The organism is Maribacter luteus (genome assembly GCF_009674825.1).
GTDB lineage: Bacteria > Bacteroidota > Bacteroidia > Flavobacteriales > Flavobacteriaceae > Maribacter_A > Maribacter_A luteus.
On record NZ_WKJH01000024.1, the window covers coordinates 322,330 to 334,474 of the forward strand.

Consider the following 12,145-nt stretch of genomic DNA (forward strand, 5'->3'; position numbering starts at 1 on the left):
GCTACCCACTACGATTCCAGATGTTTAAACACTGTTCTAATCCAAGTCAAAAAAACATTGCCCCCCAGGTACAAGCTCAACGGTAGTCTCGTTTTTTTTGTTTTTCTTTCCTTTATTAAAGGTTAATGTAGCTTTTGAATCCCCCAGCAACCGCACTTCGAGTTTGTTCCCTTGTAAAGAAACAAAGAGGTCCGTTTCTGGGGTAGCACGAAGGGCAAACTGGTCACTTTTTACTTCCCTAATTCCAAAGAGGAAGGCTTCACCCCCTTTATGGATAACATTCGAACCTGATCCTTCTAATTGCCACTTACCCTCATTCACCAACCAATCATTGAGCAATACCTGCTGCTTGGTTTCATCAATACGATTGCTATACCCTTTGTATGGAAAAATTATGGTCAGGAAGTTGAAATCCCCATCCTTTACTTTGGAAACCACTGTCCAATTCTTACCACGGGCCCCTGAAGTCATTACGGTATCCACCTCGTTCAATTGAAGGATATCACACCCCGTTGCATCTGGAAAAGAGGCCCTTAAGATTTTTGGGGCCAATTCAGTAGTATAATGTCCTTGCCAAACTTGTTTGTATTCGTGGGTGTCTTTGGATTGGAATTTGTCCTTAACAATCCAGAATCCATCCTTAGAATAAATAACCTGCCTTGTATAGGCAACGTCCTCTGCCTCGAACCCATCATGACTCCCCACAAAGAAATCGAACTTATCATTATTTTCCCATGCGATTACTTTCGGATGAGGTAATTCCTTAAACTTACCAAATCCACTCCCTCCTTTATTGGAAGTCCATTCCTTGCCCTGTAATTCGTCGTCAACAAGGGCCACATTCTTCACCATAGAATTTTTGAACAGTTCAAAATCTTCAAGGGAATAACGTACTTGGTAGTTGGGTAAAACGGCCTGTCCGTATGCAATCGCCTGTATCCCCAACATATCGCCATGTTGGTGGTCCGGTTTATCGGCATCCAATCCGGCACTGACTACCATCATTTTATCATTAGGCTCCCACCCTTGCCTCATGATGTAATAGTGGGTGTCCGCTAAAGCAAGAGATCCGTAGGATGGTCGCTTCTTTCTAATATCCTTTAATTGTTCTACTTGCGGATTACTTAAAAACCAATACATTCCTTTATCCACCTTATCCGTCGCAAAATATCCAAATTCAGGGTCCTTAAACAAAATATATCCAAGTGTCATAGCTCCTGAGATGTCATTCTTTTCTGCCCATGGGATTTCAGTATCATCCTGGAGTACAGGAGCACTTTTGTCCGGATACGCAATTTTTACCAAGGTACTGAATAGGGATTTTAGTTTTTGTTTCCAGGCCTCAGCAACTGTAATCTTATTGATTTGGGCCAATTGGTACACATAGAAATAATTGCTGATATCGCTCATATGGTAATGTACCGACCTTTCGAACTGGAAGCCATCCGGATTGATTTCCTTATCCAAATGCTCGCTTAACCTCAACATTGCCCTATCGTACCATTTGTCGGCACCTCGAAAATCACGAAACAGGATCGATAAAACGGCTAAACCTGACATTCCCTTGGTTTGGTGATTACCTGGTACAAACCCTTCATTGCGTTCGTATAAATGTTGGCCATGTTGCAATAAGGTTGCAACCGTCTGTAACTGATCTGAATCTGTATAGGCCGGTTCACTCAAAAACATATTATGGATCCAAAGCCAATTGGATATCCGATACCCGGAACGAAAGGCCTCATATATACCATTTCCATCTTCGATTTTTTCATAATCGCCCGACCCCAACGCCTTATTCATTGACTTTATCTGATTTACAAAATACTTTATGTATTTGGGATCCCTACCCTCATTGAAATACGTTAATGCAATATCCACCATTTTGTGCTGCCTTGCCAAATGGCGTAGCGCATATGCATTTACCGGTCCACCATTCTGATAGTCAAAAGGTAATACCCACTTTGTGGTAGCTGGGTATTTGTTAAAGTGGTCCATGGCCCTGGCTTTATGCGCAGATTTATTTCCATAAAGCGTATTGTAGGTCTCCATACGACCATCGAACCCTTTATAATCATAAAAGAACCGTTCGGAAAAACGTTCCCGAAAATATGCGGCCAACGATTTCTCAGTTATTTCCCCGTTTGCCTGTAATAGCTCTTGTATATCTGGACTCAAATAATCGGCAAGTTCATCGATTGCCAACACACGTTGGTCAGGTAGTGCTTGTGCCTTGGCTTTTGAATGAACAAGGGTTAAAAAAAGAAGAAATAGGCCTAGTTGTTGATAGCGCTTCATATTAACTGTGTAAATTAAGTTTCATTTTTTTTACTGATATTTTTCCTGAATTTTTGATTTCATTGTTGGGATACGCATTGTACTTCGTCCCCCAAGTTGGACCACAAATTTAACCTTGCTCCCGACAAATGTATTTCCAGTAATATCCCAATTGACAATTCTGTAAATGTTCGATAAAATTCCATTCTTCCCCTCTGCCCCACAGTTTGAACACATGCTGTTTTCGACGATAAACCTTACAAGGTGCGTCTTTTTATATCGAGGGTTACGACTGTACAGGGTATAGTGGTGCGCTCGTTGAACGGCTGATATCGTGTCGGTCTGTATATACCCAAGATGTTCAATGGTCTGCAAAGTTGCATCCAGGGCACTCCCTTTATGTTTTATTGGCGGAACCCTTTGGGACAATAACACCAATTTTCGCGCTTGTTGAATCGTTAGTGCTTCCAAACTCTTTGTCATTGATTACTTCTTGTAGTGGCAAGATAATAATTGTTACTGCTACCTACTACGATTCTAGATGTTTAAACACAGTTCTAATCCAAGTCAAAAAAACATTGCTCCTCTGGCGCAAGCTAAACGGTAGTCTCGTTTTTTTGTTTTTCTTTATAGAGCCATTACCTTTTTCCAGATACTACTATTGACAGGGATTCCCTCTTTCAAATTCCTTAATCGGGTCATTGCACTCCGTTCTCCGGGGTAATACGTTTTATCCCCTGTATTCATAAGTTCAACATCATGGGTATATGCTATGATTTCTTCAAGGAGTTTTTCCTGTATGTTCCTATCACCAAAAACCGCTGGGTAAATACATAGGAACACTTGGGAAATTCCTGTTTCAAATTCCCTTGTTCCGATTTTACACGTAGAGTCACCGGCTGATAATAAAGTGGCCAACATATCTAAAATCATTGAAAGTGCGGAACCTTTCCAATAGCCAATGGGCAATCCACGTTCTTTTGTCAAAATCTTTTCAGGATCATTGGAAAGTTCATTATTGGCATCCCAACCTCCAGGAAAAGGCAATTTTTCACCCCTTAACCTATACTCGTTGATCTTTCCGAATGCAAATTGGGAAATTGACATGTCCAAAATCACATGCCCCTGTTCCCGTGGTATTGATATCACAAGGGGGTTATTGCCTATACGGCTGTCTTTACCTCCCCAAGGTGGCATGTTCGGTTGCGTATTCGTAAAAAGGATTGAAATGCAATCGGCATCTGCCGCCTGTTTTCCGTATGTACCACCCCTCATCCAGTGATTCGTGTTGCGCAAAGCCACCAATCCCATCCCGTGTGATTTTGCCAGCTCTATTGCCCTATTCGTACACTTTGTTGCATTGATAATGCCTGCGCCAAAATTGCCGTCCCATCTTTCCAAACTTCCAAAAGTTGCCACTTTTTCCGCTTCGGCCTCAATTTTAACCAACCCTTTTTCGACATATTCAACAAAAAGGGGCAACCGGTTGATACCATGGGAATTTACACCGACCAAAGTACTCTCTGTGAAGACCTTGGCCAATAATTCTGCTTTCCCTTCCGCGAATTTATATTTTACAAAAAGTTTGTAAAACACGTCTTGCATTTGTTCAGGCTTAATTCGCATGGCTTCCTCAATCATTTTTAAATAGTTTACACCGTATTGGTATAAAAATAGTTTGTCAATTGATCAAATGAATCAAATCGTAAATTATAATCCATCGTGTCCCCAAAGCCATAGCTTACAAAACCAAAGGGAATATCCAATAATTCACATTGCTTTCTGTCCGAATCGGTATCACCGATATATACCGGTGATTGTAAATTATATTTCCCGATCAGGTATTTTATATTTTCATGCTTTGGTCTATAATTCATACCATGGGCCAGGGTATCGGTAAAATATGCTCCGATATGGGCCCAATCCATAAAGTATTGGATCGTAAATTCCGGGCAATTACTTACTATGAACAGTTTGTACTTTTCCTCCAATTTTGATAAACCCTCCTTTACACCTTCGTATAATTCACCCCCATCAGTTTCAATACGTTTATATTGTAATTCGATTATTTCCCTGTAGACTGTTTTTCTTTCAACGGCCGTGAATTCTGGAAGGATCAATGCTAAAAAAGGCTCTTCTTCCATCCCCATATATTTGAACAAATCCTTTTTTGTAAAACTTCGTTTAATCCCATGGGCCTTGAAAAAATCATTGAATCCCTGGGCATAAGCATTTACCCCATCCCATAATGTACCATCCATATCGAACAGCAAAGCATCTGGTTTCAAAATTGTTGCCTGTTTATCCATTCCTTTTATTCATTACGAACACCCAACTAAGATTACGCACTGTGTATAATATCGGTACGGCTTTTATCCACTTTTCAAATAAAGTCGTAATACAAAGTACGCACAGTGCTTCGAATAAACAATATATCAGCAACAATTTTATCCGCTATTGTGGCCCGTGCAATTTTCATTTCATAGGTTGGGATTACAAATGCCCAATCAAACGATTCCATTTCCTTATTTAACACGAAAATCAGTTTATATATCCTCTTTTATGATGTTAAGGAGAAAGAAGAGAACGCTAACTATTCAGGAGCATTAAAAAATAAAGCCCCTTAATAAGAGGCTTTATACGAAACGATGATCAATTCATCAGTTATTTTGACCAGTGTGTTATTTAAACAAAGCTAATTCCATGTTTTCCACAAATTTCAGATACCTTTTCAAAATCCGGAGGACCGGCAGGTAGTTTTGCCAATTCGGCAAACATAAACTCTATTCCCGAAGGAAAAGCGGAAGTAATCAACTTGGCCTTTTCAGTCCCAACTACTTTCCAAGAGTGCGATAAGTTCCTAGGTGCATAAGCAATATCCCCTTCATTTAAAATAGTGGTTTCCCCATTTACCATAATTTCGACCTGCCCTTTGACAACCCTGAATATCTCATCTTCATTGGTGTGGATATGCGGGGGAATACCAACCCCTGGTTCTACATCAGAGACCCATTCAACAATTTGGTTCCCCGTTTCAGCGCCTATTAGCTTATGGGATTGTATATCCCCGATCACCTTGAATGTTTCCCCTTCACCATCCTTAACGATCTTAGGACCAATATTCACTGAAAGTTCGCTATTCCCGCCAGCATCTTGGCATTGTACCATAATAGGAAACAAAGTAAGTCCCAAACCTAATCCCGAAGTCTTTATAAAATTTTTCCTGTCCATAATACTATTAGTTTATGGCAAATTAGAAATTAGCCCTTTGGCAAGCAATGTGAAAACCACGGTAAAACAGTGGATTTTAGGAACTCTTACAACTTTCTCAATACCGAAGGTGTGATTCCGGTGTGTGATTTGAAAAAGTAGCTAAAATAATCCGGGGAAGAAAAACCCAATTCAAAGCTGATTTCTTTTATGCTTTTATCAGAAAACTTTAACTCATGTCTTGATCTCATAAGCAACTGCTCAACAATAACATGCTTTGAACTTACCGACAAAATCTCTTTGACACATTCATTCAAGTATTTCGGTGAAATATTAAGAAGGCGGGCATAATGGCCAACATCATGGTATTCCAATACAAGTTTGTCTACCAAGTTCTTGAACTTATAGACAATATTCGTTTTGGCATTTGTATCAGTGATCACCGTTTTTATATTGCATTGCCCATCGCAATAAATAAAAAAAGTATTCAGTAGGGAAAGAAGGGCGTCTTCCCTGTGGTTCAATTGGGAACCCAAGAGTTCATCGATCATTTCCAGTATCGATTGTGTTCTTTTTTCTATACCAGGACTTAATTTGAACAAAGGAATTTCACCTGAGTTGAACAACCTTACCGTATTAATATGTAAGTTGTTCAACAAGGGTTCATTAAGGATTTCCTTTGATAGGTATAAAATATATCCCGCTGCCGACACTCCATCCTTTTTTACGATTTTCCAAGAATATTTAGGATCAATAAAGAAAATTGAATTTGAGACATTCTTATATATTCTCTTATCTATTTCCAATATTTTGACCTTTTCCTTGATCCAACAAACGGCATAATGTTCGCCCTTTGGTTTCAAGGTTGTCCCTTTCAATATTTGTGATATGTTGATAGAATCAGCTTTCATTTTTTAGTATTTGCCCTGTATAATTTGTGACACAAAACGAAATCACTCTTAAGAACCAGAACAGGAACCTGCTTAAAGTTAATGATTTATAGATTACAAATCCGAACAACCTCCCAGATTACCATCATTCGGTAATGAAAGGCAACTACCTCTCTGACCAAACCGCCAATTCATTACCAGAAGGGTCCTTGAAATGAAATCTACGTCCGCCGGGAAAAGAAAAAACATCCTGTGTTATCTCGCCCCCAACCTCTACGATCTTCCTTTTTATGCTTTCTAAATCATGATGGTACAAAACAACCAATGCCCCGTTTATTATTTCATTTTCAGTTTTTTCAAATCCACCTTCAAGACCACTATCAGAAAAAGCGATATAAGTTTCCCCGTAATCTACAAATGTCCATTCAAACGAATCTTTATAAAACCTCTTTATTTCCTGTAGGTCCTTAGCTTTGAATTCAATATAATTTATTTGATTGTCCTTGGCTTCCATGTTCACAGATTTTACGTAATTCTTTTTACCAATTTGATTAAAAAACAGCTTTGACATGCAGATGCACATAAAACTATTTATAAATACCCTTAGTTCAATAAATTTTGTGATTAATTATATTTCAACGCCATTCCAGATAAGACTTTTGTATAAAAACACATTTTTATTAGGTTATTTTTGTATTTTTAAAAATTGGTTAACCAATTTAGTTTTTATTCTAAAAGATAAGGATAGTCGTGCCTATTCTTATTTTGACTATAAGTGTAGTGCACAGTAAAATTCTTAACAAAATGAGTATAATAGGTACATTAGATCTTGACCGGACCAAACAAAGTAGAAAAGATACGATCCAATATATAAATCTGCAATTATCGGCGCTTGGCCAACCGATTTACCAGGATGATGAGAACGCGGAAGAAAAGTTCTGCAATCCGAAATTCCAAGAATTGACGAACGGATTGATCCAGAATTTCCGCGAAAAATCAAGATTATTATCAACCCATCTTTCTCCTGCCGATTCCAGGATCCAACAATTCTTGAATGATTATTTAAAAGATGAATTGAAAGGCGACTCTATAAATTTACCAAACGATACATTGGTCTTGAACCAAAAAGGCCATGCCAGGGAAGTTAGCCTTCCGCCGAACGGTAATACCTTCATTAGTGACGATATTTCTTCTTATCGTATTAAACAAGGTATTCTAAACAATCCGATTCACGATAAGAGGACCACAAAAGGTACTTTTCATATTGTAGAAGGACAACTGCCTGTTCCCTTGGATAAAAAAGAAGTACCGAAAATAGCCTTCAAACATTTTTTACAGGCTGCCTTTAATCCGTCTGACAAATTAAAGGTATTACCCTTTACCGCAAACCAAGAAGAACAGGCCAAAATAATGGTATCTTTCTTAATGCGCCCAATGGTCTGCCCTGAGGTCAAGGGCGTTATTTCCAAAAAGAGTTTAGAGGTTCGTTTTTTTGCCCCAGGAAGCCTAGTAAGTAATTTGGATTTTGTGGAATCCATTTTCGGAAATGCGGGCGACCCTTATTTGGCAGAAAACGATGCCGCCTTGGATACCGAGCATTGGACGGGACATACAGGCTGCATCATTCTTGCGCCTCAACTGAAAACATTGACCAAAAAAGAAGTTGGGCTACCACATTTTGATGATGCCACAGAACGACAAAGAAATGACGGAATGTGTTGGAAAAATGAAAAAGAATTATACAATGAAGGTAGTGCCTTCAAAATTACATGCAGGGATGACAAAGGGGTAGTCGTAACCCTTATCGCAGACAATTATTTCGGTTATTCAAAAAAAGAAATAAAAACACAGATCAGTTATTCCGCTAATTTATTCGGTCTGGTCGAAGAAGAACACTCAGGTGGGGCCATAGCTTACCCGCGTGGTGTCATGGGCGATATTGTCGATGGTAGTGCCTTTTCCGCAAAATTCGGGAATAGGTTCACATTCGAAGATGTAAAAGAACTGCTGGGAGATAGGATAGAAATACAACCATCAAATTATGCCATAGATAAAAAGTACCCCAATTTGGTCTATATTCCTGAGGATGCTTACATTAACACGAACACCAACAGCATTACTTGGACGTACGATAATAAAACCCAAAAACTAATCTTATCCCCACTTAAAACCTACATACACCCAACAGGCAATAAGTTTAAATTGGAAAAACATAAAGCGATTTCCTTATGGCGAATCGTGAACACCTCTCCCGAGGGTGTTTTTTGCCACAAACCTTGTACGGTTTCCGGTGGAGGTAAATCAGAGATTTCAAAATCCATGTTGAACGCCATCACCTATAATTCGTTCAACGTAATAGATATAGATGAGGACTTTAAAAAGGCCGATGAGATTATTGAGTACAATTACTCAACACGTTGGAAAAATTACGACCCCTCCCTACCCCCTTCCCGTTCTTTTTTAGACAAAAGTAGAACTTTAGGGTCGGCCGTTAAATTACTGACACCATCGGATAAGAACAATGACGCGTACAATGAATTTATTTCGAATATTCCAGTGCATATCAGATCCTTGGTCCTTTTCGTAAAAAGGTTATACAGACAGGATCACGGAGAGTTGAACTGGAAAGACTGCATGTCCGTTCAAATCATTAACGGACAAAAAGGAACTGAATTATGGTATTTTGATAATCCGGTAGTCGGTAGTTACGTTCGTATTGGATTTAACCAAGAAGGAAGCTGGATGTTGAATAAACTACGATCTGACTTCTCCGCTTCGACAAAAATCCAAATGGAGGATGATATTTCGGCATCGATTACGATACCAAGAAATCAGCTTAAAAATTTAAATCCGTTATACCCCAACAAAAGTTTAAAGGTAGTGGCCAATTGTGAGTCCCATTTATTCCAAAGACCTGATGAAGCTATTGTTCGTGGATATGATGAAGGCGCGGAACGCGACTTGGTTTCTAACAATGTATTTTTGACCAATTACGAACTATTGACCAAGAAAGATGCCTTTGAAATCTATGAAGATACCATCAATTTTGATAAGTATACCCAACCGGTAAAAGACCTGATCTTAAGTGTGATCTCGAGTCCCAATGATGAAGAATACTTTGCTTTACCCTCACATACTAGGATCGTAGATGGTGAACCTACCAAAAACCCACGTTATTTAGAGCGTAATCTATTCATTAATGAGACCGAAGCAAGTTACCTCGGGGAAATAGGCGTTCGTTTATATAGAAAAGTTAAATCAGAAGACCCCGTAATCGATGTAGTAAATGCGGTATTGCCGGGAAGAAGGAACAATCCCGTGGATAAAAAAGCGGGCATACGGCCATTAGCCGTATATAACCCGATACATTATCAGGAAACACCGGAATTGTTCATGGATTTCATCTGTAGTCTTACCGGTAAATCCCCTTCTACTACTGGTGCAGGTTCCGAAGGTGCATTGACCAAAGGTCCTTTTAATATGTTGACCCCGACAACGGACTTGAACAATGCCTTGCTGTCCCATATTTTAACCGAATCCAATGCATTCAGTACGGCTGCGGGCTATGTTGGTGCCGATAATAAGGTAGACCATGATATTAGCCTTCTGATCCCTGAAATCTGGGCACGCATGGAATCTAAGGATAGAGACCCAAAAGCTTTGATAGCCAATGGTTCGTTGGAAAAAATCGATGATTTTGAGTATAATGGCAAAAAAATATTGGCCAGTAGGTTGGGTTACCGTATTACGAGTACCTTCTCTTTACGTTGTTTAAACCGTTTGTTCGATGAACCAAATGCCGTATTCAATGAAAAGATGTTGAAACCCGAATTACAAGGCATGGAAGATTATGTCGATGGTATCAACAACATCGTAGAAGCACAACAAAAGGTGGCCCTACGCTATTTTGAGGACGGCAGTATCGATGCTGCGATTCCTCCTTTGAAAATACTATTGCATATGATGGCTTATGGCCATTATGAAGGAAAGGAAATGAGCGACCCTGAATTACGCGGCTATTTTGAAAGGGAATATGTCGTAAACAGTGATTGGTACAAAGAAAGGTTGAAATTGAAACAACAGAAGGATATTCAATTCTATACCAAACAAAAAAACTACCTTGACGAATTTATCACTGATCCGAACAACGGATTATTGGTAGATAAAATGGACTTGAAAACCCGTTTAATGAATGTAGAAAATTCGCTTAAGGATGTTAGTTCCCCTGCCTATATTGATAGTTTGGAAGGCACTATTGGCGCCGACCCTTTATGTAGGAAATAGGTCTTTGACCATCAAGACCAACGTATAAAAATACCACCTCAAGATTTTCATGTTTTGAGGTGGTTTTTTTAGCTTTAACCCTGAATAATAAATTGTTAGAAGGGTGATCTCATTATTTTTAAAAGCCTTATAAAAATTGATTTTAAGAATGTTAATTAAAAAAACAGTTGTCTGTGGAGCAAGACCAAAAAATACATTCGACTTACCTTCGAACTTATGTAAATCATAAGTAATTCGAATCCGTACTTTGTTTTTTCAAAAATGAATTTTCGAAAATTGTCAGTTTCTCTTATTAGTTCTTAATATCCTTTACAACGGTAGGTTCGCATGTTTGGTTATTGATTCAAAGAATAGATATTATAGTTTGACTTGGGGAAATTTCAAGAAGGGATGGAATGTTCACCGCAAGAAAAAATACCCGAAGTTCACCCAAAAACGTTCGCAAAGAGTGGTAAACGAACCCACTTTGTCCGCATTTACAAAACTGGTCTTGACAGCCTTATTCGATAAAACAAGCTAAAGGAATACTTAAATCAGGTTTGGCTAATGATTGGCATTTTGGCTTTGCATTATGCCTATTTGTTTTTTAGCACAGTTTTTTTTGAAATTGATTTTATTTCGAAAACATAGAACAAACCTATGCTATCGATAACGTTGAATTATTCCAAAGGTTAAAGAAAAAGCATTCCCATTAAACAACTTAACTCAATTAAGATAAATTTTTCAAAGCCTCGATAATTTCATCGGGCTCTGAACGAGTCCTATAGTCAACATTGACATAGCGCCATGTAACCAAACCGTCCTGTCCTAATATAAAAGTTGCGGGTATAGGCAAAACATTACCGTTACCATTATTTATTTTATCCAAATCAAGCTTACGATCTACTCGCATATGTTCGGCCAAAAACTCTGGCACCTCCCATGCAACACCATATTGCATGGCAACTTTTGCATCTTGGTCAGACAAGACAATAAAGTCCATCTTACTAATCTCATCCTTTGTCAAAGACCCATCCGGTACTTGAGGACTAATAGCAACCAATGTAGCACCTAAAGCATGGATTTCATCTAATCTAGCTTGTAAGGCCCTAAGTTGTAAGTTACAGTATGGGCACCAATTACCTCTGTAAAAAGTAATGACCACCGGACCTTTCTTTAATAAAAAATCTAATGAAATTGATTTCCCTTCAGGATTAGGCAACTCAAAATCAGGAGCTTTCTGTCCTATTTTAATAGCATCTTTACCTTGTTCAAAAGCTTTTTCTTGTTTAATAATATCATCAACACCCCTCATGAACTCTGGATTAGCTTGTCGTCCTGATTCAATTTTAGCCTCTGTCAGTTCTTTTAATTTCTTCATTTAATTATTATAGTTGTAAATACGTTATTCAGTTATAATGCTTTGTCCTCTACCCCAACAAAAATCCAACCTTTTCTGTTTACCTGTAACTTATCCATATGACAATAAATCAATCCCTTATATCCGC

9 protein-coding genes are annotated in these 12,145 nt (G+C 38.6%); 1 reads left to right on the forward strand and 8 read right to left on the reverse strand.

Annotated elements, in window-relative coordinates:
- Positions 1-36: 36 nt before the first annotated feature.
- From GJ691_RS15225 to GJ691_RS15255, 7 genes are all read right to left on the reverse strand, one after another.
- Positions 37-2,295 (reverse strand): heparinase II/III family protein, encoded by a 2,259-nt coding sequence (locus tag GJ691_RS15225; RefSeq protein ID WP_154368377.1) that lies wholly within the window; start codon positions 2,293-2,295, stop codon positions 37-39.
- A gap of 30 nt (positions 2,296-2,325) precedes the next feature.
- Complete coding sequence (locus tag GJ691_RS15230) at positions 2,326-2,757, reverse strand: hypothetical protein (RefSeq protein WP_154368379.1); 432 nt, start codon at positions 2,755-2,757, stop codon at positions 2,326-2,328.
- A 144-nt stretch (positions 2,758-2,901) separates the two neighbouring features.
- Positions 2,902-3,915, reverse strand: coding sequence for a 3-dehydro-L-gulonate 2-dehydrogenase (gene yiaK / locus GJ691_RS15235; protein ID WP_218944462.1), 1,014 nt, complete (start codon positions 3,913-3,915; stop codon positions 2,902-2,904).
- Positions 3,916-3,926: 11 nt separating this feature from the next.
- Positions 3,927-4,583, reverse strand: coding sequence for an HAD family hydrolase (locus GJ691_RS15240; protein WP_154368382.1), 657 nt, complete (start codon positions 4,581-4,583; stop codon positions 3,927-3,929).
- 376 nt (positions 4,584-4,959) lie between these two features.
- Positions 4,960-5,505, reverse strand: a complete 546-nt coding sequence (locus GJ691_RS15245; RefSeq protein WP_154368384.1) for a cupin domain-containing protein — start codon at positions 5,503-5,505, stop codon at positions 4,960-4,962.
- Between the two features lie 86 nt (positions 5,506-5,591).
- Positions 5,592-6,395 carry a helix-turn-helix domain-containing protein gene (locus tag GJ691_RS15250; RefSeq protein WP_154368386.1) on the reverse strand — a complete coding sequence of 268 codons (804 nt, stop codon included), beginning with the start codon at positions 6,393-6,395 and terminating at the stop codon, positions 5,592-5,594.
- A 145-nt stretch (positions 6,396-6,540) separates the two neighbouring features.
- Positions 6,541-6,888 (reverse strand): VOC family protein, encoded by a 348-nt coding sequence (locus tag GJ691_RS15255; protein WP_154368388.1) that lies wholly within the window; start codon positions 6,886-6,888, stop codon positions 6,541-6,543.
- 290 nt (positions 6,889-7,178) lie between these two features.
- Between GJ691_RS15255 and GJ691_RS15260 the strand changes: the two genes are divergently transcribed.
- The gene (locus GJ691_RS15260; RefSeq protein WP_154368390.1) at positions 7,179-10,658 is read left to right on the forward strand and encodes a PPi-type phosphoenolpyruvate carboxykinase family protein; all 3,480 of its coding nucleotides are present in this window, start codon (positions 7,179-7,181) and stop codon (positions 10,656-10,658) included.
- A 709-nt stretch (positions 10,659-11,367) separates the two neighbouring features.
- Here GJ691_RS15260 and GJ691_RS15265 read toward each other — a convergent pair.
- Positions 11,368-12,018, reverse strand: coding sequence for a peroxiredoxin-like family protein (locus GJ691_RS15265; protein WP_154368392.1), 651 nt, complete (start codon positions 12,016-12,018; stop codon positions 11,368-11,370).
- Between the last annotated feature and the right edge of the window lie 127 nt (positions 12,019-12,145).

Bases quoted from the DNA above. Each gene is read 5' to 3' on its own strand.
- GJ691_RS15240 (WP_154368382.1), bottom strand. From the start codon at position 4,583: ATGGATAAACAGGCAACAATTTTGAAACCAGATGCTTTGCTGTTCGAT.
- GJ691_RS15230 (WP_154368379.1), bottom strand. From the start codon at position 2,757: ATGACAAAGAGTTTGGAAGCACTAACGATTCAACAAGCGCGAAAATTG.
- GJ691_RS15260 (WP_154368390.1), top strand. From the start codon at position 7,179: ATGAGTATAATAGGTACATTAGATCTTGACCGGACCAAACAAAGTAGA.
- GJ691_RS15255 (WP_154368388.1), bottom strand. From the start codon at position 6,888: ATGGAAGCCAAGGACAATCAAATAAATTATATTGAATTCAAAGCTAAG.
- GJ691_RS15245 (WP_154368384.1), bottom strand. From the start codon at position 5,505: ATGGACAGGAAAAATTTTATAAAGACTTCGGGATTAGGTTTGGGACTT.
- GJ691_RS15250 (WP_154368386.1), bottom strand. From the start codon at position 6,395: ATGAAAGCTGATTCTATCAACATATCACAAATATTGAAAGGGACAACC.
- yiaK (WP_218944462.1), bottom strand. From the start codon at position 3,915: ATGATTGAGGAAGCCATGCGAATTAAGCCTGAACAAATGCAAGACGTG.
- GJ691_RS15265 (WP_154368392.1), bottom strand. From the start codon at position 12,018: ATGAAGAAATTAAAAGAACTGACAGAGGCTAAAATTGAATCAGGACGA.
- GJ691_RS15225 (WP_154368377.1), bottom strand. From the start codon at position 2,295: ATGAAGCGCTATCAACAACTAGGCCTATTTCTTCTTTTTTTAACCCTT.